Source organism: Allobosea sp., assembly GCF_035944895.1.
GTDB lineage: Bacteria > Pseudomonadota > Alphaproteobacteria > Rhizobiales > Beijerinckiaceae > Allobosea.
On the sequence record NZ_DASZAT010000014.1, the window covers coordinates 115,128 to 141,773 of the forward strand.

General features: G+C 67.2%; 28 protein-coding genes. 13 read left to right on the forward strand and 15 right to left on the reverse strand.

From position 1 onward, the window contains the following. Nucleotides 1-261 precede the first annotated feature (261 nt). The 6 genes from VGV58_RS25920 to VGV58_RS25945 all read right to left on the reverse strand — a co-directional run bounded on the left by VGV58_RS25920 (nt 262) and on the right by VGV58_RS25945 (nt 4,846). Nucleotides 262-1,188, reverse strand: a complete 927-nt coding sequence (locus tag VGV58_RS25920; RefSeq protein ID WP_326876947.1) for a hypothetical protein — start codon at nt 1,186-1,188, stop codon at nt 262-264. 64 nt (nt 1,189-1,252) lie between these two features. After that, the gene (locus tag VGV58_RS25925) at nt 1,253-1,615 is read right to left on the reverse strand and encodes a peptidoglycan-binding domain-containing protein (RefSeq protein ID WP_326876948.1); all 363 of its coding nucleotides are present in this window, start codon (nt 1,613-1,615) and stop codon (nt 1,253-1,255) included. A gap of 84 nt (nt 1,616-1,699) precedes the next feature. Then, nucleotides 1,700-2,899, reverse strand: coding sequence for a UxaA family hydrolase (locus tag VGV58_RS25930; protein ID WP_326876949.1), 1,200 nt, complete (start codon nt 2,897-2,899; stop codon nt 1,700-1,702). Further along, the gene (locus tag VGV58_RS25935; protein WP_326876950.1) at nt 2,896-3,213 is read right to left on the reverse strand and encodes a UxaA family hydrolase; all 318 of its coding nucleotides are present in this window, start codon (nt 3,211-3,213) and stop codon (nt 2,896-2,898) included. The genes VGV58_RS25930 and VGV58_RS25935 overlap by 4 nt, the downstream gene beginning before the upstream one ends. Further along, nucleotides 3,213-3,860 carry an RraA family protein gene (locus VGV58_RS25940; RefSeq protein WP_092158727.1) on the reverse strand — a complete coding sequence of 216 codons (648 nt, stop codon included), beginning with the start codon at nt 3,858-3,860 and terminating at the stop codon, nt 3,213-3,215. Before VGV58_RS25940 ends, VGV58_RS25935 begins: the two co-directional genes overlap by 1 nt. Nucleotides 3,861-4,099: 239 nt before the next feature. After that, complete coding sequence (locus VGV58_RS25945) at nt 4,100-4,846, reverse strand: arginyltransferase (protein WP_326876951.1); 747 nt, start codon at nt 4,844-4,846, stop codon at nt 4,100-4,102. Nucleotides 4,847-5,010: 164 nt separating this feature from the next. Here VGV58_RS25945 and VGV58_RS25950 point away from each other — a divergent pair, with 164 nt between their 5' ends. Beyond that, nucleotides 5,011-5,841 carry a class I SAM-dependent methyltransferase gene (locus VGV58_RS25950; RefSeq protein WP_326876952.1) on the forward strand — a complete coding sequence of 277 codons (831 nt, stop codon included), beginning with the start codon at nt 5,011-5,013 and terminating at the stop codon, nt 5,839-5,841. Between the two features lie 7 nt (nt 5,842-5,848). On the opposite strand, the gene VGV58_RS25955 is transcribed toward VGV58_RS25950, so the two are convergent. From VGV58_RS25955 to VGV58_RS25965, 3 genes are read right to left on the reverse strand one after another with little or no spacing between them, the layout of a single operon-like run. Beyond that, entirely contained in the window at nt 5,849-6,322 is a 474-nt protein-coding gene (locus VGV58_RS25955) for an RDD family protein (protein ID WP_326876953.1), read from the reverse strand. Nucleotides 6,323-6,378: 56 nt separating this feature from the next. Continuing rightward, nucleotides 6,379-7,623, reverse strand: coding sequence for a threonine ammonia-lyase (locus tag VGV58_RS25960; protein WP_326876954.1), 1,245 nt, complete (start codon nt 7,621-7,623; stop codon nt 6,379-6,381). Between the two features lie 20 nt (nt 7,624-7,643). Continuing rightward, a complete protein-coding gene (locus tag VGV58_RS25965) occupies nt 7,644-8,975 on the reverse strand; it encodes a branched-chain amino acid ABC transporter permease (RefSeq protein ID WP_326876955.1) in 1,332 nt (443 codons plus the stop codon). A 135-nt stretch (nt 8,976-9,110) separates the two neighbouring features. Here VGV58_RS25965 and VGV58_RS25970 point away from each other — a divergent pair, with 135 nt between their 5' ends. Continuing rightward, the gene (locus tag VGV58_RS25970) at nt 9,111-9,848 is read left to right on the forward strand and encodes a class I SAM-dependent methyltransferase (protein ID WP_326876956.1); all 738 of its coding nucleotides are present in this window, start codon (nt 9,111-9,113) and stop codon (nt 9,846-9,848) included. Nucleotide 9,849: 1 nt separating this feature from the next. Here the strand turns inward: VGV58_RS25970 and hemB are convergent, their stop codons facing one another. Then, nucleotides 9,850-10,896: a porphobilinogen synthase gene (gene hemB / locus VGV58_RS25975; protein WP_326876957.1), complete on the reverse strand. Its 1,047-nt coding sequence runs from the start codon at nt 10,894-10,896 to the stop codon at nt 9,850-9,852. Between the two features lie 158 nt (nt 10,897-11,054). On the opposite strand from hemB, the gene VGV58_RS25980 reads away from it, so the two are divergent. The 5 genes from VGV58_RS25980 (at nt 11,055) to VGV58_RS26000 (ending at nt 15,237) form a co-directional block, all read left to right on the forward strand. Continuing rightward, a complete protein-coding gene (locus tag VGV58_RS25980) occupies nt 11,055-11,405 on the forward strand; it encodes a hypothetical protein (protein WP_326876958.1) in 351 nt (116 codons plus the stop codon). Between the two features lie 87 nt (nt 11,406-11,492). After that, a complete protein-coding gene (locus VGV58_RS25985; protein WP_326876959.1) occupies nt 11,493-12,548 on the forward strand; it encodes an enoyl-CoA hydratase/isomerase family protein in 1,056 nt (351 codons plus the stop codon). Between the two features lies 1 nt (nt 12,549). Then, complete coding sequence (locus tag VGV58_RS25990; protein WP_326876960.1) at nt 12,550-12,990, forward strand: DUF6163 family protein; 441 nt, start codon at nt 12,550-12,552, stop codon at nt 12,988-12,990. Nucleotides 12,991-13,196: 206 nt separating this feature from the next. Continuing rightward, complete coding sequence (gene ldtR, locus VGV58_RS25995; RefSeq protein WP_326876961.1) at nt 13,197-13,709, forward strand: transcriptional regulator LdtR; 513 nt, start codon at nt 13,197-13,199, stop codon at nt 13,707-13,709. A 286-nt stretch (nt 13,710-13,995) separates the two neighbouring features. After that, a complete protein-coding gene (locus VGV58_RS26000) occupies nt 13,996-15,237 on the forward strand; it encodes a L,D-transpeptidase family protein (RefSeq protein ID WP_326876962.1) in 1,242 nt (413 codons plus the stop codon). 170 nt (nt 15,238-15,407) lie between these two features. Here the strand turns inward: VGV58_RS26000 and VGV58_RS26005 are convergent, their stop codons facing one another. Then, entirely contained in the window at nt 15,408-16,511 is a 1,104-nt protein-coding gene (locus tag VGV58_RS26005) for an isocitrate/isopropylmalate dehydrogenase family protein (RefSeq protein ID WP_326876963.1), read from the reverse strand. Between the two features lie 49 nt (nt 16,512-16,560). Next, entirely contained in the window at nt 16,561-17,535 is a 975-nt protein-coding gene (locus VGV58_RS26010; protein ID WP_326876964.1) for a Bug family tripartite tricarboxylate transporter substrate binding protein, read from the reverse strand. A gap of 134 nt (nt 17,536-17,669) precedes the next feature. Here VGV58_RS26010 and VGV58_RS26015 point away from each other — a divergent pair, with 134 nt between their 5' ends. Next, a complete protein-coding gene (locus tag VGV58_RS26015; RefSeq protein ID WP_326876965.1) occupies nt 17,670-18,329 on the forward strand; it encodes a GntR family transcriptional regulator in 660 nt (219 codons plus the stop codon). A gap of 183 nt (nt 18,330-18,512) precedes the next feature. On the opposite strand, the gene nhaA is transcribed toward VGV58_RS26015, so the two are convergent. Beyond that, entirely contained in the window at nt 18,513-19,775 is a 1,263-nt protein-coding gene (gene nhaA / locus VGV58_RS26020; protein ID WP_414644114.1) for a Na+/H+ antiporter NhaA, read from the reverse strand. Nucleotides 19,776-19,930: 155 nt separating this feature from the next. Then, nucleotides 19,931-21,139, reverse strand: a complete 1,209-nt coding sequence (locus tag VGV58_RS26025; RefSeq protein WP_326876966.1) for an MFS transporter — start codon at nt 21,137-21,139, stop codon at nt 19,931-19,933. A 68-nt stretch (nt 21,140-21,207) separates the two neighbouring features. On the opposite strand from VGV58_RS26025, the gene VGV58_RS26030 reads away from it, so the two are divergent. Both VGV58_RS26030 and glyA read left to right on the forward strand, forming a co-directional pair. Next, the gene (locus VGV58_RS26030; protein WP_326876967.1) at nt 21,208-21,654 is read left to right on the forward strand and encodes a helix-turn-helix domain-containing protein; all 447 of its coding nucleotides are present in this window, start codon (nt 21,208-21,210) and stop codon (nt 21,652-21,654) included. Between the two features lie 95 nt (nt 21,655-21,749). Then, entirely contained in the window at nt 21,750-23,048 is a 1,299-nt protein-coding gene (gene glyA / locus VGV58_RS26035) for a serine hydroxymethyltransferase (protein WP_326876968.1), read from the forward strand. Between the two features lie 22 nt (nt 23,049-23,070). Here glyA and VGV58_RS26040 read toward each other — a convergent pair whose 3' ends face one another. Continuing rightward, a complete protein-coding gene (locus tag VGV58_RS26040) occupies nt 23,071-24,021 on the reverse strand; it encodes a hypothetical protein (protein WP_326876969.1) in 951 nt (316 codons plus the stop codon). Nucleotides 24,022-24,283: 262 nt separating this feature from the next. On the opposite strand from VGV58_RS26040, the gene nrdR reads away from it, so the two are divergent. From nrdR to VGV58_RS26055, 3 genes are read left to right on the forward strand one after another with little or no spacing between them, the layout of a single operon-like run. Beyond that, complete coding sequence (gene nrdR, locus VGV58_RS26045; RefSeq protein WP_326876970.1) at nt 24,284-24,781, forward strand: transcriptional regulator NrdR; 498 nt, start codon at nt 24,284-24,286, stop codon at nt 24,779-24,781. Next, a complete protein-coding gene (ribD, locus tag VGV58_RS26050) occupies nt 24,774-25,904 on the forward strand; it encodes a bifunctional diaminohydroxyphosphoribosylaminopyrimidine deaminase/5-amino-6-(5-phosphoribosylamino)uracil reductase RibD (RefSeq protein ID WP_326876971.1) in 1,131 nt (376 codons plus the stop codon). Before nrdR ends, ribD begins: the two co-directional genes overlap by 8 nt. Further along, nucleotides 25,904-26,551, forward strand: coding sequence for a riboflavin synthase (locus tag VGV58_RS26055; protein ID WP_326876972.1), 648 nt, complete (start codon nt 25,904-25,906; stop codon nt 26,549-26,551). Before ribD ends, VGV58_RS26055 begins: the two co-directional genes overlap by 1 nt. Nucleotides 26,552-26,646 lie beyond the last annotated feature (95 nt).

A 26,646-nucleotide genomic window follows, 5' to 3' on the forward strand; every position in this document is an offset into this window, starting at 1 on the left:
GGCTCCGGCGGCATTCTGACGCCAGTCCTCGCAACCTGCCGCAGCGCCGTTTGATTTAGTCTTAAGCCGGGCGAAGAATTCCAGGTCTTTCCAAGCAAAATCTGCAACTTATGAGTGTATTTCTATGTATAGTATCCCTATGATATATTTGACCCTGGCGGTTAACTGACCTGGGAGGCTGACCGAGAGCTCACGAGCTCTCGTCCTTCAAGACGGCCTCCGCGGTCTTCCCGGAACGAGATGGGAGTATCGAGGCTGGCTTTATGGTGTTGGGAAGAAGCTACCCGGCAGGCTGCCGGGCCGCGTCGTCGACTCGGTCCGCACCGGCTCGCGTGCGCCCGATCCATAGCCCCTGTCGAAGGCGGTGCCGTCCTGCTCGTTGCAGGTCGGCCGCTGTGGGTTCTTGGCGATGGCCGCCGATTTCGGGAAGGCTGTGTTGTCGACCGCGTCGGTGGTGGGCTGGCCGATGTCGATGCGTGAGGTCACCATCGCGACGGTCGGCTTGGTGGTGGGGGAGGTCCACCCCAGCGTGCCATGCCAGATGATGTGCCAGCCGATCCGCGCCAGGTGATGCACCGTCGAGCCGCGTTCCCTCGCGACGAAATAGGCGATGAAACCTTCGTCGCGCCGGGCCGTGTGCAGGAAGTTCGGCGCAGATACCTTGCTGTTGGTCTGGCGCAGGGGAAACGGATTGTTGGGGTGGTCGCCGAGCTTGTAGGTCACCAGGAAGCCCCTGGTGCCGGTGGTCTGGTCGGTGATGACCTGATTGCTCGGATCGAAGATCATCTCGTCGACGGTCGGCAGGTCGCCGTCACCGTCCAGCGAGGGATTGGTGCCGAAGGCGGATTTGAGGTTGACGACGATGCTGCCTTCATTGGCCATCCGCCCGGCATAGTGCGCCTCGTAGATCACGAGGTCGGAGACCAGGATCATCCCGAACTCCCAATTGGTCATCAGGTCGACCTTGTCCTGCCGATTGGCCGGGTCGCCCGACATTAGCACGGTGCCGGTGCAGGTGATCATCGGGCCGGTATGGCCGGGATGCCCGGCCGGATCGTCGGCGGCTGCGCGGCGAGCGTTGGTCGTGCAGTGGAGCAAAGCGTGCTCGGTGCCGACATGGATGTCGGTACGCGAGCCGCCCTTGTTGGCGGTGATCGTGGCGGTGCCCGGAGCGATCGCGACAACCATGACTCCTCCTGCTGATATCCGTCTGGCTGATGTTCCCGGAGCTGCCGAAGTTGGATGCGCTGATCTAGCGAACCGCTGCGCTGTGCGTGCGTGCCTTGGCCGCCTCGGCGCGCCGGTTGACGGCGCTCACCGCGATGATGGCGCGCTCCAGCGCCGCCATGGTCAGCGGCCCGACGATCGCGTCGGCGACGAGCCCGTTGGCAGTCTGGAAGCCGCGCACCCGGTTCGCCGTCTCCGGACCGAAGATGCCGTCGGGGAGGGTGCGGCCCTGGCTGGTCGAATTCGGCATCGCCAGGCCGAGATCGATCAGCGCGAGCTGGATGATCGCGACGGCCTGGCCGCGCTCGCCCTGCTTCAGCGGCGGCGCGTTCTCGGCCGCCTTCCTGAGCCGGTCATTGTTCGAAAATCGCGGTGACGTGAGCGCCATGATCTCGATCCTGCCCGTCCCCGATGACCCAAGGTTAGTTCGGGGTCCGGGGAGGGGTCAAGGATCGCGCCGGGCCTTTTGGCCCTAAGCCGCCGGCAGGCAGGCAGGGCCGAGCGGTTCGAAGCTTTTATAGGTCAGGATGAACTCCTGATGGCCGAGCTCTTCCGATTTGGTGCGCCCGCCCTGCGCCAGCGAGACGACGAGGTTGCGGATCTCGGTGCCGACCTCGTCGAGGCTGGCCCGACCTTCGAGGATGCGGCCGGCATCGACGTCCATGTCGTCGCTCATCCGGCGATAGGTTTCCGGATTGGCGCAGATCTTGACCACCGGCGAGATCGCCGACCCCACCACCGAGCCGCGCCCGGTGACGAACAGCACGCAATGCGCGCCGCAGGCGATCAGCTCGGCGATCTCGGCATTGTCGTTGATGTTGGGGAAGCCGAAGCGCACCTCGCCATCCGGCACCACGTCGAGCAGGTAGAGCCCGCCATGCGGCGGCACGTCGCCGGGCTTGATCAGGCCGGAAATCGGCGACGCCCCCGACTTGGCATAGGCGCCCATCGACTTCTCCTCGATGGTCGAGAGCCCGCCTTCGGCATTGCCGGCGGCGAAGGAACCGTAACCGAGCGTTGCGTAATAGCGCGCCGCCTTGGCCACGGATTTCTCCAGCTCGACGCCGAGTTCGGGCGTGATCGCGCGCGCCGCCATGATGTGCTCACAGCCGATCAGCTCGCCGGTCTCCTCGAAGATGCAGGCTGCGCCCTCGGCGATGAGCTGGTCGAAGGCGCGGCCGGCCGCCGGGTTGCCGGTGATGCCGGAGGTGCCGTCCGAGCCGCCGCAGACAGTGCCGATCACCAGCTCGCTGACCTGCATCGGCACGGTCTCGGCCGCATCGAGCGCGATGCGCTGCTCTTCGACCCAGGCGCGGCCTTCCCTGATCGAGGCGCGGGTGCCACCGGTGCCCTGGATCACGATGGTCTTCACCGGCCGGCCGGTGGCGCGCACCACCCGCTCCAGTGCGTATTTATTGAAGCTCTCGCAGCCGAGCGAGACCAGCAGCACCGCCCCGACATTGGGGTGCGTGCAGAGCTGCTCCATCATCCGCTCGGCGTAGGGGTTCGGGTAGCAGCCCGGAAAGCCGATGGCGTGGACCTCGTGCTCGCGCCAGGGCAGGGCGATCTCGCGCGCGACATGGTGGGCGCATTCGACGAGATAGGCGACGGCAACCACATTGCGGATGCCCTTGCGGCCGTCGCTGCGGAGATAGCCTTGCAGTCCGCTCATTGCGCCGCTCCCGCCTTGCGCTCGTCTTCAAGATGATAGGTCGGCGTGTAGTCGCTCTTCATGTTCTGGACATGGACATGGTGGCCGGCAGCGATGGCGACCGTCGCCACGCCGATCGGCGCGCCGTATTTCAGGATCTTCTCGCCGGGCGCGATGGCGCGCCGGGCGATCTTGTGGGCGAGCGCGATGTCGCGGTCGATCACCGCCGGACCGCTGCCGGTCTCGATGGGCTCGCCCGCCGGCAGGCGGGTGCGCGCGACGAAGACGTTGTCGCGCGGGTCGAGCAGGATCAGGCGGGGATCGTGCTGGGACATCAGAACTTGCCGAATTGCAGATAGGCTTGCTGGGGATCGGTGCCGGCGAGGATCGCGGTGCGGACCTTGTTCTCCGCCGAGATCGCGGTCTCGGATTTCTCCAGCACTTCCTCGATGATCTCGGCCGGGATGCGCACGACGCCGTCGCGGTCGGCGAGGATGTAGTCGCCCGGCCGGATCCAGACCTCGCCGATCTTGATCGGCTCGTCGACCGCCTTGGGCAGCCAGACGCCGACGATGTCGCGCGGCGTATAGGCCTTGAAATAGGCCTGGAAGCCCATCTCGACCATGAATTCGGTGTCGCGCGAGAGGCCGTCGATGACGCAGCCGCGCACACCCTTGTTCTTCAGCGTCTCGGCCGAGAGCTCGCCCATCAGCGCGACCTCCTCGGTATTGGGCTGGCAGACCCAGACATGGCCGGGCTTGGCGGCCGAGAGCAGGCCGGTCCAGCCGAGCAGGGTCTCGTGGGCATCGAACTCGCCGGTCTTGCCCTCGACGGTGAAGGCGGGGCCTGCCAGCTTCACGCCGGGCAGCAGCGGGCGAAGCGCCGGCGGCAGGGTGAAGTCCTTCAGCCCCATGGCGCGCATCGTGTCGTGGATGATGCCGGTGTAGCAGCGTTCGAGGCGCTCGGTCAGCGTATCGGTCATATTTCCTCCGGTGCGGCCGCTCCGGCGGCCTTGCCGGCACCTTGCACAGAGGCCAGCTCGGGGAGCAAGTGCGGATTTTGCAGCGCTGGCGTGCGTATTAAACGATTTAAATCGTGATTTTTGTCATGCTCGGGCTTGACCCGAACATCTCGGACCGGATGAGGCTCCGGTCAGCGCCTCTCGTCCGGAGATTCTCGGGTCTGCGCTTCGCTTCGCCCGAGAATGACGCGCCGACAGCCTCAGCCCACCCGTTCCCAACCCTGCGGCATCAGCCGCTCCTGCGGCAGGAAGCGGGCCTTGTAGGCCATTTTCGGCGAGCCTTCGACCCAGTAGCCGAGATAGACGTAAGGCAGGCCGAGCTTGCGGGCGCGCTCGACATGTTCGAGCACCATGAAGGTGCCGAGCGAGCGCGCTTCGAGGGCGGGATCGTAGACCGAATAGACCATGGAGAGCCCGTCGCTCAGCCGGTCGGTCAAGGCGAAGGCGAAGAGGTCGCCCTGGCCGCGGCCGGTGAAGCCGCTGTCGGGCCCGCGCCTGCGGTATTCGATCAGGCTGGTCTCGACATGGGTGTCCTCGACCATCATGGCGAAGTCGAGCGCCGACATCGTCGCCATGCCGCCATCGGGATGGCGGTCGTCGAGATAGCCGCGGAACAGCGAATAGTGCTCGGAGCGCGGCTGCGGCGGCAGCGCCTCGCCGATCAGGTCGCTGTTGTGCGAGAGGATCTTGCGGAAGGTGCGGGACGGCCGGAAATCGGCAACCACGATCCTGACCGAGATGCAGGCCCGGCAGGTCTCGCAGGCCGGGCGATAGGCGATACTCTGCGAGCGCCGGAAGCCGCCTTGCGAGAGCACGTCGTTGAGGTCGCGCGCCCGCGCGCCGACGAGGTGCGTGAACACCTTGCGCTCCTCGCGGCCCGGCAGATAGGGGCAGGGCGTTGGCGAGGTCAGGTAGAATTGCGGGGCATCCCGCAAGGGACGTGTCACGTCAGGCAGGCTCCGGAACCGCCGAATTCGACCTGAGTTTAGCAGTCGGCGCGGCGGCAACAAGCGGCAAGCCTGCGGCGGCCGCACCGCATGGGATAACCCACGCGCCGGTGCTAGTCTGGCGGCAAGGCGAGGCCGGGACACTCCTGGAGCAGGGGGATGCGATGCAGGCCGAAACGGTCGCGTTGACCCGCGAGAAGGAAACCCTGCTGATCACGCTCTGGGCCAAGGCCGGCGAGAGCCTGATGCCGGATTCTCTGCTCAGGGATCGGTTCGCGGCCGAGGCTGCTGGCCGCATCGACTATGATTTCGCCAGGCTGAAGGTCGACCGCGACCTGATGGTCGGCCTTGCCATGCGCGCCCATGCGCTCGACGGCTGGACGCGCGCTTTCCTCGCGAACCATGGCGATGCCATCGTGCTGCATCTCGGCTGCGGGCTCGACAGCCGCGTCTTCCGGATCGACCCGCCAGATGGCATCGACTGGTACGATGTCGATTACCCGGAGGTGGTCGCGCTCCGGCGCAAGCTCTATCCGGCGCGCGATGATTATCATCTGATCGGCTCGTCGGTCACGGAGCCAGGCTGGCTCGCCGACATGCCGCAGGATCGCCCCGCGATGATCGTGGCCGAGGGGCTCTTTCCCTATCTGCCGGAAGAGGAAGTGCCATTGCTGCTGGAGCGGCTGGTGCGGCATTGCCGCAGCGGGGAGATCGTCTTCGACGCCTATAGTCCGCTCGGCCTCAAGCTGATTGCACTACAGCCCTCGATCAAGGCGACCGGCGCGGTCCTGCGCTGGTCGCTCGACGACCCCGCTGAACTGGAGCGGCAGGTGCCAGGGCTCGAACTGGTCACGGAGCTGACAGCTTACGATCCCGATGGCTACGACCCCCGGCAGATTGCCCGGATGTCCTGGCCGGCGCGCTTCGCGATGCAGTTCTTCTCGCTGATCCCGCCGCTCGCGCGCATCGGCCTTCTGCTGCGCTATCGCTTCTGAACCCTTCTCAGGCGCGCACCACCACGAGCCCGGTCAGGATGTCGCGGCCGAGGCGCCGATCCTCTCGCACCAGCCCGCAGGCGACGTCGAGGAACCAGAGGCCGACTGTGCCGGCCGCGACATAGAAGAATAGCGCGTGCACGGCGGCCGCCAGCGCATCGGGCCGGCCGCCCGAGGCGGTCTCGACCCTCAGGCCCGCCATGCGCATGCCGAGCGTCGCCTGCTTGCGCCCGCCGATGGTGATCGCGGCATAGCCGAGCGCGACCGCGACAGTCGCGCCGCCCATCAGCAGCCAGGTCAGCCCGAAGGTAACGATGCCCAGGATGGCGAGCAGGAACCAGACCATGCTGCCCAGGATGAACAGCACGACGACATCGCCTATCCAGGCGAACAGGCGCGAACCGAGCACGCCGCGCGTATCCTGCAGCGGCCGGTCCTCCAGCGCGACGATCGGCGGCTGGCGATAGGACGGGTTCGACATATCCTGCTTTTCCAATCTCCGGCGGGCGGATGTGCCCGCTGGCACGTAATATTTGGTCAGCCACTCGGTCCCGCAAGGCCGCGCGGGTAAATCCGCCTGGGCGCGAAGCCTTCCTGGCGGAGTGCCTCTTCGATTGCGGCGGTGTGGGCCTCGTCGCGGGTCTCGATGGTGACGTCGAGCATCACGCCCTTGGCCGGCACGTCGAGGAAGAGCCGGCCATGGCTGACCTCCAGGATGTTGGCGCCGAGCGTTCCGAACAGGCTCGCGACCTTGCCGAGCAGGCCCGGCCGGTCGCTGGCGGTGAGGCGGAAGGCGGCGATGCGCTGCTCTCGCTCCAGTTCGCGCACCATGATCGCCGCGAGTAGCCGCGCATCGATATTGCCGCCGGAGAGCACGAGCCCGACCTTGCGGCCAAGGTAGCGCTCCGGCTCCTTCAGCATCGCCGCGAGGCCGGCAGCGCCGGCGCCCTCGGCCAGCGTGTGCTGCAGCGTCGCGCAGGCGTTGACGGCGCGCTCGATCAGGTCCTCGCCGACCAGGACGATGTCGGAGACCAGCGCCTTCACCACCGGCAGGGTCTGTGCGCCGACGGTCTTGACCGCGATGCCCTCGGCCAGCGTCGCCCCGCCGATCGGCAGGTCGGCGCCATCAACGGCATTGTGGAAGGAGGGGTAGAGCGCCGCCTCGACGCCGATCATCTCGATCGACGGCTTCAGCGCCTTGGCGGCGATGGCGTTGCCGGCCATCAGCCCGCCGCCGCCGAGCGGGATCAGCAGCGTGTCGAGTTCGGGCAGTTCGCGCAGCATCTCCAGCGCGACCGTGCCCTGGCCGGCCATCACGGCCGCATCGTCATAGGGGTGGACGAAGACGAGGCTCTTTTCCGCTGCGATCTCGCGTGCCTTCTGCGTGGATTCGTAGAGCGTCTCGCCGAACAGCACGACCTCGGCGCCATGGGCGCGGGTGTTCTCGACCTTCACCAGCGGCGTCGTCTCCGGCATCACGATCGTCGCCGGAATGCCAAAGCGCCTGGCGTGATAGGCGACCGCCTGGGCATGGTTGCCCGCCGACATGGCGATGACGCCACGGCGCCTCTCGTCCTCACTCAGGCTCAGCAGCTTGTTGACCGCGCCGCGTTCCTTGAAGGAAGCGGTCGCCTGCATGTTCTCGTGCTTGACGAAGACCTCAGCGCCGGTGAGCGCCGACAGGCGCGGCGCCGGCATCAGCGGCGTCTTCAGCACATGGCCTGCGATGGTCTGCGCAGCCGCCTCGATATCGGCGAAGCTGATCGCGAAGCCGCTGCCCATCCGTCACCCCGTTCTCAGATTCAGACCTGGCGCGGCGTCAGCGCGCCGTCACCGAAGAAGCCGCCGGGGCGCAGGATCAGCGTCACGGCGAGCAAGCTATAGACCGCGATGTCGCGCTGTTCGAGCGGCATCGTCGCCGACCACAGCACCTCGAAGGCTGCGATGGCCAGGCCGCCGAGACAGGCACCAGGCACCGAGCCGATGCCGCCGAGCACGGCGGCAACGAGTGCCTTCAGCCCGAGCGTGAAGCCGCCGGAAAAGCCCATGCCGCCATAGATCACGGTGACGATGACACCGGCCGCACCGCAGATCGCACAGGCGATGATCAGCGCGCGGTCGTGCACCGCGCCGGGGTCGATCCCGAACAGCGAGGCCGTCTTGGCATCGTCGGAAACCGCGCGCCAGGCCCGGCCATAGGACGAGCGGGCGAGATAGAGGATGAGGCAGGTCGCGGCACTGAAGCCGAGCGCCGCCATGGCGAGCGAGACCGGCGTCACGGTGACGATGAACTGCTCGGCCCGCACCAGCGGCAGCGGCTCGTTGAATACCGGCGGCAGCCAGCGCAGCTCGGCGCCTTGCGCGAGGCGCAGATACTCCGAGAGCGCGATGGCGAGCCCGATCGTCGCGATCAGCACCTGCTGGCCGTTGCTCTTGTCGAGATGGCGCAGCACGAAACGGCCCATGGCGAAGCCGTGCAAGGCACTGACCGCGATGGCGACTGCAAAGGCGATGAACAGGCCCGAGACCGGCGTCGAGACCGAAAGCGACAGGGTCAGCGCCACACCGACCACCGCGGCGAGTGCGCCGAGCGCCGAGAACTCGCCGAAGGTCAGGAGGATGCGGCCGTTGAGCCCGTAGATCAGGGCGTAGGCGCTGGCGAGCAGCGCATAGATCGCGGCCGAAGGCAGGGCGGCCAAGCCCTGCTGCAGGCCGTAGGCGAGGCCGGGCGGCACGGTGATGAGGTCGGCGCCGGGCGACATGCCGGGATCGACCGGCGGCTCCGCCTTGTATTCGAGATAGAAGCGCCGCAGCAGCAGGAAGCTGGCATCGGTCATCGGCACGCCGTCGGAGGCGAGGCCCGCCAGCGCGCCGCGCTGCAGCGTGGTGCCTTCGCCGGCGAAGATGCAGTCGATGGTGCGCCGCCGCGGCGGCTCGTCCGGCGCCAGCGCCCGGTAGACGATGCGCAGGATGCCGGCGCGCGGGCCGCTGCCGGTTCCCTCGATGGTGATGACGGTATCGGCCGGGTTCAGCGCCGGGATCGCGAGCCGGCAGGCGCGAATCTGGTCGGTGTCGAAGCGCCCGCATCCGGCGAGCGCAAGGCAGAGCAGAATCGACATGAGCAGGGCGCGCATCGCCGCGCACGCTAGCGCGAGAACCGGGGCGTTGGAACTCGTTGCGATGCTGCCCGTATGCGCAATCGCAGGGCTTGATAAATCGGGAAGGCCGCGCACATCCGATCGGGCCGGCAACGCGACAGGACGATGCTCATGCAGCAGGACGAGATCTGGGGCGCTGAGGCAGCCAAGGCTTATGACACGCCGGGAACCGGGATGTTCTCGCCGGAGGTGCTGGAGCCGGCGGTTGCGCGCCTTGCGCAGCTCGCCGAGGGCGGCAGGGCGCTCGAATTCGCGATCGGCACCGGCCGCATTGCGGTGCCGCTCAGCCAGCGGAACCTGCCGGTAGCGGGCATCGAATACTCGCCCGCGATGATCGCCGAGTTGCGGGCCAAGGTCGATGAGACAACGATTCCCGTCGTCCTCGGCGACATGGCGACGGCGACCGTTCCCGGCAGTTTTTCGCTCGTCTTCCTCGTCTACAACACGATCTCGAACCTGCTCACGCAGACGCAGCAGGTCGCCTGCTTCCGCAATGCGGCGCGCCATCTCTCACCGGGCGGGCGTTTCGTGATCGAACTCTGGGTGCCGGAGCTGCGCAAGCTGACGCCCGGGCAGCAGGCGGTCGTCTGGCAGTCAGAGGCGGGCTATATCGGCCTCGATACCTATGACGTGCTGAACCAGCAGGTAGTTTCGCACCATTTCCGCTTCGGCGAGGGCCACAAGGCCGAACTGTTCCGCTCGCCCCACCGCTATATCTGGCCGGCGGAACTCGACCTCATGGCTCAGCTGGCCGGCTTCGAGCTCGAAAGCCGGCATGCGGATTGGAACCGGGCGCCCTTCACGGCGGAGTCGCGCTCGCACGTCTCCGTCTATCGCCTGCCGGGCTAGCTCAGCCGCGCTCCTTCAGCATCTTCGCCACCTTCGGCGCGAAATAGGTCAGCACGCCGTCGGCGCCGGCGCGCTTGAAGGAGAGCAGGCTCTCCAGCATCGCCCTGTCGCCATCGAGCCAGCCATTATTGGCCGCCGCCATGATCATCGCGTACTCGCCGGAGACCTGGTAGGCGAAGGTCGGCGCCGAGAAGGTCTCCTTCACCCGCGCGATGATGTCGAGATAGGGCAGGCCGGGCTTGACCATCACCATGTCGGCGCCCTCCTCGAGATCGAGCGCGACCTCGGCGATCGCCTCGTCGCTGTTGGCCGGGTCCATCTGGTAGGTGCGCTTGTCGCCGACGAGCGTGGCGTTGGTGCCGATCGCATCGCGGAACGGGCCATAATAGGCCGAGGCATACTTGGCCGAATAGGCCATGATCTGCACGTCCTCATGGCCGCTGGCGTCGAGCGCGGCGCGGATGGCGCCGACGCGCCCGTCCATCATGTCGGAGGGCGCGATCACATCGGCGCCAGCGTCCGCCAGAGCCAGCGCCTGCCTGACGAGGATGCCGACGCTGGCGTCGTTCAGGATGCGCTCGCCATCCATGACGCCGTCATGGCCGTGCGAGGTATAGGGGTCGAGCGCCGCATCGCAGATGATGCCGATGTCCGGAACCGCCGCCTTGATCGCCCGGACCGCCCGGCACATCAGGTTGCGGCTGTTCAGCGCTTCGGAGCCGGTCTCGTCGCGCAAGGCGCGGTCGACATAGGGGAAGGGCGCGATCGCGGGAACGCCGAGCTTTACGGCGGCTTCGGCCTGGCGCACGGCCTCGTCGATGTTGAGGCGGTCGACGCCCGGCATCCAGGCGACGGGCGAGATCGGCTCGGCGGAATCGATCAGGAAGATCGGCCAGATCAGGTCGTCGGTGCTGAGGCGGTTCTCGCGCACCAGCCGGCGCGACCATTCGGCCTTGCGGTTGCGGCGCATGCGGCGGGTGAGGCCGAGCGAATCCGCAGCGGTGGTTGCGGCTTGCAGCGTGGAGAGGGGCTGTATCCGGGAAGTCATCGACGCCTCCGCCGTGAATGCGATATTGGCTTGCCGGCGATCCTCTACCACATCGGCTCGCGCCCAAAACAGGCGCGATGGTCGCAGCCGCGAGAGCGGGCCAGAGCGGCCCAAGCCGGCTCGGCGCGGATGATCCCGCAATGAAAGAAGGGTGGACGATGCGACCGGGGCTTCCTGCCGTCACCACGCTGCTGGCAGCGCTCGCCGCCACAGCCGCGCAAGCCGAGGTGACACGCCGCGATGCGATCGAGGCGCAGACAGCGACCGCGCTCGCCTCCGCCGACTATGCCGAGCGGCATTGCCCATCATTGCGGCTCGGCCAGGACAAGCTCGACAGGAACCTGCGCGAGATCAGGGGCACGCTCGCCGGCCTGCGCGCCACCGAGAGCTATGCCGAGCAGGTCGCGGCGCTGACCTCGATCGAACAGAGCCATGGCCGGGCGATGGTCTGCATCGTCCTGCCCAAGGCCCATGGCGGCTATGGCCGCGGCATCGTCATCGTGCGCTAAAGTCCGGACGGGACCATGCCGCCACTCGCGTTGACAAGCCGGGGCCTGCCTTCCAGAACCGCCTGACGGATCGGGGTCGAGGCGGACATGGCGCAGGATCAGGACATCATCTGTGAAATCCGCGGCAGCGCCGGCTTCGTCCTGCTCAACCGGCCGAAGGCGCTGAACGCGCTCAATCTTCCCATGGTGCGCGAACTGGCCAGGGCGCTCGACGCCTGGGAGCAGGATCCCGCTGTCACGCGCATCGTCGTCACCGGAGCCGGCGAGAAGGCCTTCTGCGCCGGCGGTGACATCCGCAGCCTGCACGACCTCGGCAAGGCCGGCCAATACGACGAGATGCTGGCCTTCTGGCGCGAGGAATACATCCTCAACGCCCGTATCCAGAGCTATCCCAAGCCTTATGTCGCGCTGGTCGACGGTATCGTCATGGGCGGCGGCGTCGGCCTCTCGCTGCATGGCAGCCACCGTGTCGCTGGCGAGCGCTGGCTCTTCGCCATGCCCGAGGTCGGTATCGGCTTCTTTCCCGATGTCGGCGCGACCTATGCCTTGCCGCGCCTGCCCGATCATGCGGGCACCTACCTCGCCTTGACCGGAGACCGTGTCGGCCAGGCGGATGCGCTGGCGCTTGGGCTGGCGACGCATGCGGTTCCGTCTGCCCGCATGGCCGAGCTCACTGATGCGCTGACCGGCTCCGAGCCGGTCGACGCCACGATCGCCCGCTTCGCCGCTGGTCCCGAGCCGGGCAAGCTCGCCCCGGAGCGATCGACGATCGCGCATTGCTTCGGCGCGGCGACGCTGCCGGAGGTGCTTGGCCGGCTCGATGCGAAGGCGGCGGCCGGAGATGCCTTCGCCGCCAAGGCGCTCGCCACGATCCGGGCGAAGTCGCCGACCAGCGTCGCCATCGCCTTCGAGCAGATGCGCCGCGGCGCCTCGCTTGGCTTCGCGCAGGCGATGCAGCTCGAATTCCGCATCGTCTCGCGCATCCCGCACGGCCATGACTTCTACGAAGGCGTGCGCGCGGTGGTGATCGACAAGGACCAGGCGCCGTCCTGGCGGCCGCGGACGCTGGAAGAGCTCGATCCAGCGGCTGTAGAGGCCTATTTCGCCCCGCTCGGCGCGACCGAACTGGCGCTGGGCGGCTGAGATGACGGTGCGCGACGGCGAGGTTCTGCGCGGCCCGGGCCAGACGGGCGAGGTGAAGCGCCGGGTTCGCTGGCGCCTGCTGCTGGTCTGGCTGCTGCGTTTGCTTTCGGTGGTCTGGATCGGCAAGGGCCTGATGCACTGGGCGACGATCCTCGGCCTTGGCCTGCTCTTCGAGCCCGGCCCGGCCTTCGAGACGCGTCCGCTGACCTTCCAGGCGATCACCGTCTATTTCGCGGTGTTCGATCTCGTCGCCGGCGTCGGCCTCTGGCTGACCGCGACCTGGGGCGGCGTGCTCTGGCTGCTCGCCGCCGTCAGCCAGTTGCTGCTCGGCTTCTTCTTCCCGCGCTGGCTGACGCTGTCGCCGGCGTTGATCGGCACCTATGTCGCGCTGATGCTGGCCTATCTACTCGCTACCTGGGCAGCGGAAAACCAGGAGTCCTGAGGCCTGCGCCTGCCTCGAATACGCTGGGCGATAGTAAGAATCGCTTTAGCTTAAGGGATTTGCGGTTCATTTTGGATTCACCCAAATGGGTAAATCCCTGATTCATCCTGATATTTAAACTCGTTTTCATCGGCCCCGCCTATGGTGTCTCTCAGAAGCGGACCGGGAGACAATCCTGGCCGGTAATCAACAGGCGGGATATTACCATGAAGAGCAATGTAAAGACTGTGGAGCCGGTTGCGTCCGAAGGTGTTGAGCTCAAGGTGAAGCCGCTTTACCTTGAGTCTCTCACCTTGGTTGAGCGACTGCATCGCCGGCTGCTCGACGTGATCAAGGACGAGTTCGAGCGCCGCAACCGCGACGACGTCAACAGCGTGCAGGCGCTGCTCCTCTACAATATCGGCGACGCCGAGCTCTCGGCCAGCGAGCTGCGCACCCGCGGCTACTATCTCGGCTCGAACGTCTCCTACAACGTCAAGAAGCTGGTCGAGCTCGGCTTCCTCCACCATGCCCGTTCGCGGATCGACCGCCGCTCGGTGCGGATCAGCCTGACCGACAAGGGCCGCGAGGTGCACCACATCGTCAAGGGCGTCTACGACAAGCATGTCCGCACGGTCGAGCAGATCGGTGGCATCGCAGCCGACGACTTCGAGCGGATGAACAACGCTCTGCTGCGCCTCGAGCGCTTCTGGACCGACCAGATCCGCTACAAGCTCTGAGCGCTGGGCCACGGGCCCGGTCTCGAAGATATCCCCGCAGCGCGCTTCGGCCTCCCGGCCGGGGCGCGTGCGCCTGTTTCTTTCCGGCCACAGTGATGCCCCTTCGGCCACGGCGATCAAACTCGCGTGAGCGCGGCGCATCCCCGCCCTAAAAATGCCGCGCTCATCATGAGCTGTTAACTGTGGTAAGGGATCGTCCCCAGCGACCGGCCGTGGCAGATGCCCGGCCGAAGGGGCGGGTCGCGTCCCGCTCCGATGATATGCGAAGTCCAAGGGGTAACGATCGATGCCGAATATCCGCCTGACCCGCCGCGAGACGGTTCTGGCCCTGCTCTCGTCTGCTGCCGCCGGCGTGAGCCTGCCGGCTTTCGCCCAGCAGGCCGAGTGGCGCCAGAGCTATGATGCCGGTGCACGCAATGCCGTCCAGCGTTCCTCGACACCGATGCTCTCGCCGGCCGCTTTGGCCGCGACCGAGCAGGCGGTCGAGGCCTACCGGGCGCTCGCGGCGCGCGGCGGCTGGCCCACCCTGCAGGTCAGCGAGCGTCTTTCTGTCGGCTCGCGCGGTCCGAGCGTGGTCGCCCTGCGTCAGCGGCTGATCATCACCGGCGATCTCGACGCCTCGGCCGGCGACAGCAACATCTATGATTCCTATGTCGAGGGCGGCATGCGCCGCTTCCAGTCGCGCATGGGCCTGTCGACCACCGGCAGCATCAACCGCGCGACGCTGGCGGCGCTCAACGTGCCGGTCGACCGGCGCATCCGCCAGCTCGAGACCAATATCGTGCGCCTGCGCACCTGGTCGGGCAGCCTCGGCAACCGCTATGTCGTGGCGAACATCCCGGCCGCGGCGGTCGAGACCGTCGAGAACGGCCATGTCGCGACCCGCCATGCTGCCGGCGTCGGCAAGATCGACCGCCAGTCGCCGCTGCTGCAGACCAAGATTCCCGAGGTCAATTTCAACCCGACCTGGACGGTTCCGGCTTCGATCATCCGCAAGGACCTGATCCCGAAGATGCAGAAGGAGCCGAGCTACCTCACCGAGAACAAGATCCGCATCATCGGCCCGAACGGCGAGATTCCGCCCGATCGCGTCAACTGGCGCTCGGACGAGGCGACCCGCTACACCTTCCGCCAGGATCCGGGCGGCGAGTTCAATTCGCTCGGCTTCGTGCGCATCAACATTCCGAGCCCGCACGGCGTCTACATGCATGACACGCCGTCGAAGGGCATCTTCGGCGACGATTACCGCTTCGTCTCCTCGGGCTGCATCCGCGTCCAGAACGTGCGCGACTACATCGCGTTCCTGCTGAAGGAGACGCCCGGCTGGGATCGCGCCAAGATCGACGAGACCATCGCCTCCGGCGAGCGCGTCAACGCCCGCATCGCCAATCCGGTGCCGTGCTACTGGGTCTACATCACCGCCTGGGCGACGCCCGATGGCGGCGTGCAGTTCCGCGACGACATCTACAACAAGGATGGCCTCGGCCCGGCGGCGGTCGCCGCCCTGCAGGGCGACCAGGACATCTGAGCCGTCGCCACAAGGTGCTCAAGGCAACAAAGCCCGCCGTCTATCGGCGGGCTTTTTCTATTTCAGCCCTCATCCTGAGGAGCCGCCCTTGGGTCCGGCCTTTGGCCGGCCCAAGGATAAACTCCGCGGCGTCTCGAAGGATGCTCAGGACGCTGAGGAAAGTATTCGGCTCAACCCACCTTCGCCACCTCGGCGAGATTGGCGGCGACGCAGCTTGCGAAGGCTCGCGTGCCGAGTGGCCCACCGAGATCGCGTGTGCGCAGCTCCGGCGCCTTGATCGTCAGGTCGATCGCCTGCTCGATCGCCTGCGCGGCCTGCAGCAGGGCAGGGGCCTGCCGCCGTTCGCCGAGCCAGGCCAGCAGCATCGCGGCCGAACCGATCAGCGAGGCCGGGTTGGCGAGGTCGCGCCCGGCGATGTCGGGCGCCGAGCCGTGCTGGGCCTGAGCCACCGCGTGATCCTCGCCGGCATTGAGCGAGGCGGCGAGGCCGAGGCTGCCGGAGATCTCCGAGGCCTGGTCGGAGAGGATGTCGCCGAACATATTGGTGGTGACGATCACGTCGAAGACACTGGCATCGCGCACCAGGAGCGCCGCCATCGCATCGATGATCTTTTCCTCATATTCGACGTCAGGATAGCGCTCCGCCACCGCGCGCACGCATTCGAGGAAGAGCCCGTCGGAGATGCGCAGCACATTGGCCTTGTGCACGGCCGTGACCTTGCGCCGGCGCTGGCGGGCGAGGGCGAAGGCGCTTTCGGCGATGCGCAGGGATGCCTGCCGCGTCACCTTGCGGAACGACATGGCAAGGTCCGGCGTCGGCATGATCTCGCCGGGGCCGAGATGCATCGAGCGATCGGAATAGAAGCCTTCGGTGTTCTCGCGCACCATGACGAGGTCGAGCGGCTTGCCGCAGCGCGGCGCGAAACCTTCGCGCGAGCGGGCCGGGCGGATATTGGCGTAGAGGTCGAGCCGCTTGCGCAGCTGGCCGGACGGGTTGAGTCCGCCCTTCTCGGCCGGCGGATACTCGTTGTGCGAGACCGGGCCGAGGATGACGCCGTCCGTCCGCTTTGCCGCCTCGAGTACGGTCTCGGGGAAGGTTGTGCCCTGGTTATTCAGCGCAGTGAAACCGATCTCCGCCCGCTCATAGACGAGGCCGAACCCGAAGAGCTTGCTCGCGGCGTCGAGCACCTTGCAGGTCGCCGCTGCGATCTCGGGGCCGATGCCGTCGCCTTCGAGGACGAGCAGGCGCAGGGCAGGGGATGTCGCATCGGTCATGGTCGGCGTCGATCCGGATGTGCTGGAAGGGAACGGGGACGAGGAGGCGTCACTCGATCTTGATGTCAGCCTCGGCGACGACCTTCGACCATTTCTCGCGCTCGGCCTTGACGAAGGCGGTGAACTCGGCCGGCGTGTTGCCGATCGGCTGGGCGCCTTCCAGCTCCAGGTTCTTGCGCACGTCCGGCAGGTTGATGATGGTCGCGACCTCGCTGCGCAGTCTGTCGATGATCGCCTGCGAGGTGCCCTTGCGCACGAAGACGCCGTACCAGCCGCTCGCCTCGTAGCCGGCCACACCGGCCTCGGCCAGCGTCGGCACCTGCGGCAGCGCCGGTGCGCGTTCGGCAGTGGTGACCGCGAGCGCCTTGAGGCCGCCGCCGTTCACATGGCCGATTGCAGAGGGCAGCGTCGCGAACATCATCGGGATGTGCCCGCCGAGCAGGTCGTTCAGCGCCGGGCCGGCGCCCCGATAGGGGGCGTGCTTCAGCTTGACGCCTGCCATCAGCTCGAACAGGGCGGTGGCGATGTGGTTGGCCGAGCCGTGCCCGGCGGTGCCATAGGTCAGCCCCTCCGGCTGTGCCTTGGCGAGCGCGATCAGCTCGGCGACCGAGTTGGCCTTGACCGACGGATGCACCAGCAGGAGCAGCGGCGCCTTGGCGATCAGCGTCACCGGCTCCAGCACCTCGGCCGGATCGTGCTTCAGGTTCTTGAACAGGCTCGGATTGACCGCCATCGGGCCGATATTGCTGATCAGCACGGTATAGCCGTCGGCCGGGGCCTGCGCTGCCGCGGTGGTGCCGAGATTGCCGCCGGCGCCGGCGCGATTCTCGACCACGACGCCGACTCCGAGCCGATCCTGCAGCTTTAGCGCGACCGCCCGCGCGATCACGTCGGTGCCGCCGCCGGCGGCATAGGGGACGAGCATGGTGATCGGCTTGCTCGGCCAGTCCTGCGCCTTTGCTGCGATAGCGGATGTGGCGGCGAGCACGGCTGCGATCAGGAGCCTCGTGATCTGGCGTGACAAGGTGGCCTCCCAGGCTGTTCTCATTTTTGGTATACTGAAGTATGCTGAAATTGACGATTGGGGGCAAGCGTTGATTTCGGCGCGGAGCCGGGCGATCACGGCAGCTGGCTTCGAGGAATGGGAGAGGGCGCAGTTTGACGGTTTTCGCCGATGTCCAGCCGGCGCGCTCGCTTGCGGGCCAAGCCTATGCCCGCTTGCGCGAGGCGATCGATGCCGGCGAGCTCAAGCCGGGCATGCGCCTGCGTGAGGAGGATCTCGCCACCCGTCTGGAGATGAGCCGTACGCCCTTGCGCGAGGCGGTGCGCCGGCTCGAGGCCGAGGGCTTCTTCACCCGCGATTCGCGCACGCTGGTCGTCATGACGCTCGACCATCAGGCGGTGTCGGAGCTTTATGCGATGCGCGAGGTGCTGGAGGGGACCGTCGCTGCCTTCGCCGCGCGTCACGCCTCCGAGGGCGAGGCGGCGTTGCTGCGCGATCTGCATGCGATCGAGGCGGGGTTGCTCTCCCGCCCGCAGGAACTCGCCCGTCACAATGAGCGCTTCCATTCGGCGCTCTACGGCGCTGCGCATAACCGCTATCTGCTGAAGGCCCTGAATGCCCTGCGCGATGCGCGTGCCCTGCTCGGCTCCTCGACCTTGCTCGATGCGGGCCGCGCGGCGCAGGCCCATGCCGAGCATGACGCCATCGTCTGCGCGATTGAAGCTCGCGATCCCATCAAGGCGGAAGCCACCGCCCGCGATCACATCAGAGCCGCCGGCCGGGAGCGGCTGCGGCGGCTGGTGCAGGCGGGTTGACTTTGCCTGCGATCGGTTTGGTCAGGCCACCCTGTCGGCGATCAGGTAGCCGACAAGCGAGATGCAGGCCATCACGATCGAGATTTCCAGAAGACTGAAGCCCATTGCCGCCTCCACCGCTGGGGAGGCAACGCGCTTCGCCTGCCATGGTTCCGCCGCAGCTGCGACGATTTCGTGATGGCTTCAGTGCGCCCGCTTCCGCGGCATGGCGGCTGGCGCAGGTTCTTCGTTCTCTGTCGCCAGATGCCGTCCGGCGACATGGAGCACGACATAGCCGATCACTGCCGACAGGGCCGACCCGGCGAGGACGCCGATCTTGGTGGCGTCGTTGAGCGCGGCGTTGTTCGCGAAGGCCAGTGCCCCGATGAACAGGCTCATCGTGAAGCCGATGCCGCAGAGCAGCGAGACGCCATAGAGCTGCGCCCATGTCGCCTTGGCCGGCATGGTGCCGAGGCCGAGCCGCACCGCGAGCCAGGCGAAGCCGAACACGCCGATCTGCTTGCCGAGGAAGAGGCCGAGCACGATACCGAGCGGCACCGGCGTCAGCAGCAGCGAGGGTGACATGCCGGCGATCGAGACGCCGGCATTGGCGAAGCCGAAGATCGGCACGATGAAGTAGGATGACCAAGGGTGAAGGCGGTGCTCGAGCGTGTGCAGCGGCGAATGCTCGGGCTCGTCGCTCTCTGCGCCATGGCCGCCGAGCGGGATGGTCAGCGCCAGCGCGACGCCGGCGAGCGTCGCGTGGATGCCGGACTTCAGCACGAAGAACCAGAGCAGGGCGCCGATCGCGAGATAGAGCGGCAGCAGGCGCACGCCGCGCAGGTTGAGCGCGATCAGCACGGCAAGGCACGCGGCGGCGCCGGCCAGCATCGGCAGCGAGAGATCGCCGGAATAGAACAGGGCGATGATCAGGATCGCGCCGAGATCGTCGAGAATGGCGAGCGCGGTCAGGAAGATCTTGAGCGAGACCGGTACGCGCGAGCCCAGGATGGCGAGCACGCCGAGCGCGAAGGCGATGTCGGTGGCGGCGGGGATCGCCCAGCCGCGCAGGGCTTCGGGGTCGCTGCGGGCGAGCGTGGCATAGATGAGGGCCGGCGCGATCATGCCGCCGAGCGCCGCCAGTGCCGGCAGGGCGCGGCGGCTCCAAGTCGCGAGCTGGCCTTCGATGAACTCGCGCTTGATCTCCAGCCCGACGAGCAGGAAGAACAGCGCCATCAGCGCGTCGTTGATCCAGTGCAGGACGGAGAGCCCCGCGACCTTCGCCTCCAGCAGCTTGAAATAGACGATGCCGAGCGGCGAGTTGGCGATGATCAGCGCCAGCGCCGCGGAGAAGACCAGCAGCACGCCAGCCGCGGCCCCGCTTTCGAGGAAAGCGTGCAGAGGCGAGCGGCGCTTGGGCGGCCAATCTGGCTGGTGAGCCTCGATGTCGTCCGTCTGCTGCGCCACGCTGGCCTCCTTCCGCCGGCTTCCGTTTCACCCGGCTGGTGCGACACCCCGATGTCGTTTCGATTGCAGCCGACAATCGCGCCACGAGACGATTCGGCTTTCCCAGATCGTGAATAAAGCAGAGTGCACACGGGGTGGCACTCCATATCGCCGCACTAGCGCCGGCGCAGCCGGTTCGCACCGCCCGCCAGCGTGGCCGCGGCGGTCATGAGCGCAAGCAGCACTGCAGTGCCGCCGAACAGATGCGCATAGCCAGGAGTCGCGATCACAGGCGTGCTGACCAGCGGCGAGCAGAACTGGCCGATGAAGATCGAGGCGGTGAGGATGCCGCCGGCCAGCCCGCGCTTCCGCGCCGGAGCGAGATTGAGGGCGAGCGCAACGAAGCTCGGCGAGACCAGCGCATAGCCCGCGCCGATCGCCGCGGCCGCGACGAAGATCGCAGCGGTGGTCGAAGCGAGCAGCAGGATGAGGAAGCCCAGCGCCATCGCGCCATAGCCCAGCGCGAAGATGCCGGCATAGCCGACGGCGCGCTGGATACGGCGGTAGAGCAGGGCGAAACCGCCGCCCGACAGCATCAGCACGCCCAGCGCCGAGCCGGTCATGATCGCGCTGTCATAGCCGCGCGCGTCGAGGAAGAAGGACAGCTGCGTCGGCATGATGAAGAAGATCATGTTGGTGGCGCCCTGCAGCAGGACCAGCATGGTGAGGGGCAGTCGCCAGCTGCGGTGGTCGTCGCTGAGGGCGCCTGGCTTTGCGACGCCCGCCGGCGACAGGCGCGGCGGGTCGACGATCACCAGCCACATCAATGGCAGGAAGGCGGCTGCCAGCCCGTAGATCGCGAAGGGCAGGCGCGGCGAGATCGCCGCGACCCAGCCGGCGGTGAGGATGAAGACGAGGCCGCCGAGATTGCGGGCCGAAATCTGCAGGCCTGTGAGCGCATTGCGGTCGTCGCCGCTGAAATAGTCGCCAACCAGCGCCGTCTGCGCCGTCATGATCAGGGCAACGGCGATGCCCAGCACGAGACGGCTCGCGAAGATAGTCGGCAGGTCGGGCAGGACGAGCCCGGCGCAGCCCGACAATACGAACAGGACGACGCCGAAGAGCAGCAGATTGCGCCGCCCGACCCTGTCGGCCGCGATCCCGGCGAGCGGGGCAAAGAGCGCGACGCTGAGCGAGGGCGCCGGCACCAGGAGCCGCGTCAGCAACGCCGCGTTGGGGTCGCCTGCGAACAGGCGTTCCAGCCCGGGCAGGGCCGGGGCGATCGTCGCGTTCGCCATGGTGGTGAGCGATGCAGCCATCAGGAGGGCGATGGCGCGCCGGTCCTGCCAGACCGGGATTTGCTTTGTGTCCAGAGCTGTTTCCATAGATTTCCTCTTGCTGAAATGTGCGGTTCAGCAGAGCCTACGAATTCAAGTCGACTTGAGGTCAAGCCATGGCTGTTCTCGATATCGGCGAGGTCGCCGAGCGCTCGGGCGTCGCGCCCTCGACCCTGCGTTACTATGAGGAGATCGGCCTGATTTCTTCGCTCTGGCGGCGGGGCCTCAGGCGGCAGTTCGGCGCCGATGTGCTGCTGAGGCTGTCGCTGATCGCCATGGGCAAGGCGGCCGGCTTCTCGCTGGAGGAGATCGCCGGCATATTCGGCCGCGACGGTAGGCCCGACATCCCGCGCGACCAGCTGCGCACCAGGGCCGACGAGCTGCAGCGGCAGATGATCGAATTGCGCACGCTGCGCGACATCCTGCGCCATGTCGCCGACTGCCCCGCGCCCTCGCATCTGGAGTGCCCGACCTTCCGCAAGCTGATGCAGGCGGCCTCGCGCCGGAAGCTCGTCTACCGCCCTTCGGTCAGGCGTTCGGGCGTGCGCCGGGCAGCTCCTTAGCCGCGTCCATCTAGCGCTTGGACAGGCTGACCTCGCGTGATAGGGACCGCGCGGGGATCGGCCGCGATCGGCCGCCGCATTCTTAGGAGCCGGACATGACCGAAGCCGTGCGCGACAAGCACCTCTCCAACTCCTTCTTCGGCGCCGGCCTTGCCGATGTCGATCCCGAGATCGCCCGTGCCATCGAGCTCGAGCTCGGTCGCCAGCGCGACGAGATCGAGCTGATCGCTTCCGAGAACATCGTCTCCCAGGCCGTGCTCGAAGCGCAGGGCTCGGTGATGACCAACAAATACGCCGAGGGTTATCCGGGCCGGCGCTATTACGGCGGCTGCCAGTTCGTCGACATCGCCGAGAAGCTCGCGATCGAGCGCGCCTGCCGCCTGTTCGACTGCCAGTTCGCCAATGTCCAGCCGAACTCGGGCTCGCAGGCCAACCAGGCCGTGTTCATGGCGCTGATGCAGCCGGGCGACACTTTCATGGGCCTCGACCTCGCCGCCGGTGGCCATCTCACCCATGGCGCTCCGGTCAACCAGTCCGGCAAGTGGTTCAAGGTCGTGCCCTATGGCGTCTGCGTCGTCGACCAGATCATCGACTATGACGCGATGGAGCGCCTCGCGGTCGAGAACAAGCCGAAGATCATCGTCGCCGGCGGCTCGGCCTATGCCCGTCATTGGGACTTCGCCCGCTTCCGCGAGATCGCCGACAAGGTCGGCGCCTATTTCATGGTCGACATCGCCCATTTCGCCGGGCTGGTCGCCGGCGGCGCCCATCCCTCGCCGTTCCCGCACGCCCATGTCGTCACCACCACCACGCACAAGACCCTGCGCGGCCCGCGCGGCGGCATGGTGCTGACCAATGACGAGGCGATCGCCAAGAAGATCAACTCGGCCGTGTTCCCCGGCCTGCAGGGCGGGCCGCTGATGCATGTCATCGCCGCCAAGGCCGTCTCCTTCCACGAGGCGCTGCAGCCGGAGTTCAAGAGCTACGCCCATGCCGTCGTCGCCAACGCCAAGGCGCTGGCCGAGACGCTGAAGAGCAAGGGCTTCGACCTCGTCACCGGCGGTACCGACAACCACCTGATGCTGGTCGACCTGCGCTCCAAGAAGGTCACCGGCAAGGCGGCCGAGGCCGCGCTCGGGCGCGCCCACATCACCTGCAACAAAAACGGCATCCCCTTCGATCCGGAGAAGCCGATGGTGACCTCCGGCATCCGCCTGGGCACCCCGGCTGCGACCTCGCGCGGCTTCGGCGTCGCCGAGTTCAAGAAGGTCGGCGAGCTGATCGCCGAGGTGCTGGACGGCCTCGCCGCCAATGGCGAGGAGGGCAACGCCGCCGTAGAGCAGGCGGTCAAGGCCAAGGCCCACGAGCTGACCGCGCGCTTCCCGATCTACTGAGGGGAGGCGATCGGGGCGCCCCTCACGGAAACGTCCCGGTCAGCTTGATCATGAACAGGTTCTCCGGGCCGCCGGGCGCATCGCCCCGGTTGGCCCGGCTGAGTTCGGCGTTGAGGTCGAGCCCCTTGGTGATCTTGTAGCCGGCCGAGGCGCTGCCGCCGAACTGGCCGTCCTTGACCTGGGCCGCGACCGAGACGTTGAAGCGGTCATCCGTGGCGCTCAGCTTGAGGTTGAGGTCGACGGTGGGCTTGGCGACGTCCTTCTTGACGATGCCGCTGAGCTCGAACGAGCCATATTGCACCATGACCTCGCCCTCGACCTTCTCGATCGCGGCCGATTTCGTTACGACCTGAAGCGAAAGATCGAGCTTCAGCCGCTCCCATTTCAGCTTGCCGGTCAGCTTGGCGCCGACCAGCTCGGCCGTCGGGTCGAAGACGATGCCGCCGACGCCTAGCTTGAGCGCACCGAGCTTGACGACCTCGAATTTCAGCTTCTCCAGCTGCTGCAGGCCAAGCGTCACCGCGCCATTGTTCGGCTTGGTGACGAACAGGGCCGCGCCTGCTCCTAGCGCCAGCGCCGCGCCGACGACGTAGACGATGCCCTTGTGCTGGTCGACCCAGACGCCGAGCGCCGACGAGCTCGCTGCCGCTTTGAAGGCGTCGACCTGCTTCTCCAGAGCCTTGTAGTTCGATGATTTCTTGATCTGCTTGAAATACTCGTCGGCCGCCTTGGACAGGACGTCGTCGCCGATCGAGCGCAGCTTCTTGATGTCCTCGGGCGAGAGCTGGGTCGTCTGGCTCTTGAGTTTGGCGTTGGCGAAGCTCAGCAGCCCTTTCTGTGCCGTCGACAGGACGACCGGGCTCTTGAGGATCTCGGCGAGGCGTTCGGGAGATCTCTGGATTTCGCTGTCGAGAAGGTCGAAGGCCAGGACGACCAGGCCGCCGAAGGCGTCGCCCATAGAGTCATTGGACATCTGCGAAACTCCGATTGGCAGGCGATGGGGATCGGCAGGCAGGCGCAGGCGGGTCGCAGAACGACATCTTGCCATGGGTCAGGCAAATCGTCCGGCGTCATTTTCTGGCGAGGGCTGCGATCCGGTGCCGGAGCGTCATGCGATCTCGTGCTTGCTCCCTTGCCGTCGGCTGGTCGTTTTTCGCTGGCCTGCGACGGCATGGCTGGGGCAATGAAGGGCCGCGGGCGCTATCGTCCCTCAAGTCAACCTCGAGGCCCCATTCATGCGTTGTCCCTATTGCGGCTCGCTCGATACCCAGGTGAAGGATTCGCGGCCGACCGACGACCACGCCTCGATCCGGCGCCGGCGCGTCTGCCCCGATTGCGGCGGCCGCTTCACCACCTTCGAGCGCGTGCAGCTGCGCGAGCTCACCGTGGTCAAGCGTTCGGGCCGGCGCACCGCCTTCGACCGCGACAAGCTGCAGACCTCGATCGAGGTGGCGCTGCGCAAGCGCCCCGTCGCGCCCGAGCGGATCGAGCGCATGGTCAACGGCATCGTCCGCCAGCTCGAAAGCTCCGGCGAGGGCGAGATCCAGAGCTCGGCCATCGGCGAGCTGGTGATGGAAGGGCTGAAATCGCTCGACGACGTCGCCTATGTCCGCTTCGCCTCGGTCTACCGGAATTTCCGCGAGGCCCGCGATTTCGAGGAGTTGCTCGGCCAGCTCGGCGGCGACGAGATCGAGCCCGTGACCAAGCCGGCGCCTGCCCGCGACGATGCCTGATCAGGACGCGATCGACCGCGCCTTCATGGCGCGGGCGCTGGAGCTCGGCGCGCGCGGGCTCGGCCAGACCTGGCCCAATCCGAGCGTCGGCGCCGTCGTCGTGCGCGATGGCCCGGATGGTCCGGTGATCGTCGGCGAGGGCCGCACGCAACCGGGCGGCCGCCCCCATGCCGAGGCGATGGCTTTCGAGGACGCCGGCGCAGCCGCGAGCGGCGGCACGCTCTACGTCACGCTGGAACCCTGCTCGCACCGCACGGTCCGTGGCGGCACCCCTTGCGTCGAACGCACCTTGCTTGCCGGCGTCAGGCGCGTCGTCTCGGCCATGGCCGATCCCAACCCGCAGATCGCCGGCCTCAGCCATGCCCTGCTGCGCATGGCGGGCGTAGAGGTCAAGGTCGGCGTGCTCGAGGACCAGGCGCAGCGCAGCCATCGCGGCCATGTCCTGCGGGTGACGGAAGGGCGGCCGATGGTGACCTTCAAGGTCGCGCGCACCGCCGACGGCTTCGCCGGCGGGGCAGGGGGCGCGCGTCTCGCCATCTCATGTGCTGAGTCCGGCGAATGGGTGCACCGCCTGCGCGCCAGCCATGATGCGATCATGCTCGGCATCGGCAGCGTCCTCGCCGACGACCCGCTGCTGACCGTGCGCCTGCCGGGGATGGAAATCCGCTCGCCGATCCGTGTCGTGCTCGATTCGTCGCTGCGCCTGCCGCTGGCCGCCAAGCTGGTGCAAGGCGCGGCGACCGTGCCGCTCTGGGTGATCGCGGCCGAAGATGCGCCAGTCGCGGCCGAGGAGAAGCTCGTCGCTGCCGGCGTCGAGGTCATGCGCGTCTCCCGCGGCGCCGATGGCCATCTCGACCTGCTCGAGGCGCTGCGCCTGCTGGCGACGCGCGGCATCACCCGTGTCTTCTCGGAAGGCGGCCCGACGATCGGCGAGCAGCTCGCACTGCAGGGCCTTGCCGACGAGGTCATCGTCTCGACCTCGCCGAAGCCGCTCGGTGCCGAGGGTGTCGTCGCCGTCAGGCCGGGGCTTGCGGCTTTGCTCGCCGATCCCGAGATTTATGCCGTCACCGAAGCCGGACAGGTCGGCTGCGACCGTTTCGAAGTTTTCACGAGGATCGCCTGATGTTCACCGGCATCGTCACCGCCATCGGCACCGTTACCCGCGCGCAGACCAAGGGCCCGAGCCTGAAGCAGTTCGATATCTCTTGTCCGTGGGAGGCATCCGGCATCGAGCTCGGCGCCTCGATCTGTTGCGCCGGCGTCTGCCTGACCGTGACGGCTCTCAAGCCGCGCGAGGATGACGAGCCCGGCTGCATCTTCCAGGTCGAGACCGCGGCCGAGACCCTGGCGAAGACCAGCGTCGCCGAATGGGCTCCGGGCACGAAGATCAATCTCGAACGCTCCCTGAAGATGGGCGACGAGCTCGGCGGCCATCTCGTCACCGGCCATGTCGACGGCGTCGGCACCATCCTGAAGATCGACGAGATCGCGCCCGATCCGAGCGAGCCCTGGGGTGCGACAGCGCGCTTCCATATCCGGGCGCCGCAGGGGCTCGCGCGCTTCATTGCCGCCAAGGGCTCGATCTGCCTCGACGGGACGTCGCTGACCGTCAACACCGTCGAGGACGACGTCTTCACCGTGCTGCTGATCCCGCACTCCTTCAGCGTCACCACCTGGGGTGAGCGCCGGAAGGGGGACGGCGTTCATGTCGAGGTCGATCTGATGGCGCGGTATGCCGCGCGGCTTGCGGAGGCGCGTCCGGGGGGCTAAAGCCGGCCCAACGCTCAGCCCTCATCCTGAGGAGCCGTTTCTGTCGAAACCGCTCCTCAGGATGAGGGCTTTGGTGCTTGGATGTTCGCGGGCAC

Excerpts from the sequence above, each read along its gene's own strand:
- VGV58_RS25920 (WP_326876947.1), bottom strand. The coding sequence starts at position 1,188 with ATGGTTGTCGCGATCGCTCCGGGCACCGCCACGATCACCGCCAACAAG.
- VGV58_RS25925 (WP_326876948.1), bottom strand. The coding sequence starts at position 1,615 with ATGGCGCTCACGTCACCGCGATTTTCGAACAATGACCGGCTCAGGAAG.
- VGV58_RS25930 (WP_326876949.1), bottom strand. The coding sequence starts at position 2,899 with ATGAGCGGACTGCAAGGCTATCTCCGCAGCGACGGCCGCAAGGGCATC.
- VGV58_RS25935 (WP_326876950.1), bottom strand. The coding sequence starts at position 3,213 with ATGTCCCAGCACGATCCCCGCCTGATCCTGCTCGACCCGCGCGACAAC.
- VGV58_RS25940 (WP_092158727.1), bottom strand. The coding sequence starts at position 3,860 with ATGACCGATACGCTGACCGAGCGCCTCGAACGCTGCTACACCGGCATC.
- VGV58_RS25950 (WP_326876952.1), top strand. The coding sequence starts at position 5,011 with ATGCAGGCCGAAACGGTCGCGTTGACCCGCGAGAAGGAAACCCTGCTG.
- VGV58_RS25955 (WP_326876953.1), bottom strand. The coding sequence starts at position 6,322 with ATGTCGAACCCGTCCTATCGCCAGCCGCCGATCGTCGCGCTGGAGGAC.
- VGV58_RS25960 (WP_326876954.1), bottom strand. The coding sequence starts at position 7,623 with ATGGGCAGCGGCTTCGCGATCAGCTTCGCCGATATCGAGGCGGCTGCG.
- VGV58_RS25965 (WP_326876955.1), bottom strand. The coding sequence starts at position 8,975 with ATGCGCGCCCTGCTCATGTCGATTCTGCTCTGCCTTGCGCTCGCCGGA.
- VGV58_RS25970 (WP_326876956.1), top strand. The coding sequence starts at position 9,111 with ATGCAGCAGGACGAGATCTGGGGCGCTGAGGCAGCCAAGGCTTATGAC.
- hemB (WP_326876957.1), bottom strand. The coding sequence starts at position 10,896 with ATGACTTCCCGGATACAGCCCCTCTCCACGCTGCAAGCCGCAACCACC.
- VGV58_RS25980 (WP_326876958.1), top strand. The coding sequence starts at position 11,055 with ATGCGACCGGGGCTTCCTGCCGTCACCACGCTGCTGGCAGCGCTCGCC.
- VGV58_RS25985 (WP_326876959.1), top strand. The coding sequence starts at position 11,493 with ATGGCGCAGGATCAGGACATCATCTGTGAAATCCGCGGCAGCGCCGGC.
- VGV58_RS25990 (WP_326876960.1), top strand. The coding sequence starts at position 12,550 with ATGACGGTGCGCGACGGCGAGGTTCTGCGCGGCCCGGGCCAGACGGGC.
- ldtR (WP_326876961.1), top strand. The coding sequence starts at position 13,197 with ATGAAGAGCAATGTAAAGACTGTGGAGCCGGTTGCGTCCGAAGGTGTT.
- VGV58_RS26000 (WP_326876962.1), top strand. The coding sequence starts at position 13,996 with ATGCCGAATATCCGCCTGACCCGCCGCGAGACGGTTCTGGCCCTGCTC.
- VGV58_RS26005 (WP_326876963.1), bottom strand. The coding sequence starts at position 16,511 with ATGACCGATGCGACATCCCCTGCCCTGCGCCTGCTCGTCCTCGAAGGC.
- VGV58_RS26025 (WP_326876966.1), bottom strand. The coding sequence starts at position 21,139 with ATGGAAACAGCTCTGGACACAAAGCAAATCCCGGTCTGGCAGGACCGG.
- VGV58_RS26030 (WP_326876967.1), top strand. The coding sequence starts at position 21,208 with ATGGCTGTTCTCGATATCGGCGAGGTCGCCGAGCGCTCGGGCGTCGCG.
- glyA (WP_326876968.1), top strand. The coding sequence starts at position 21,750 with ATGACCGAAGCCGTGCGCGACAAGCACCTCTCCAACTCCTTCTTCGGC.
- VGV58_RS26040 (WP_326876969.1), bottom strand. The coding sequence starts at position 24,021 with ATGTCCAATGACTCTATGGGCGACGCCTTCGGCGGCCTGGTCGTCCTG.
- nrdR (WP_326876970.1), top strand. The coding sequence starts at position 24,284 with ATGCGTTGTCCCTATTGCGGCTCGCTCGATACCCAGGTGAAGGATTCG.
- ribD (WP_326876971.1), top strand. The coding sequence starts at position 24,774 with ATGCCTGATCAGGACGCGATCGACCGCGCCTTCATGGCGCGGGCGCTG.
- VGV58_RS26055 (WP_326876972.1), top strand. The coding sequence starts at position 25,904 with ATGTTCACCGGCATCGTCACCGCCATCGGCACCGTTACCCGCGCGCAG.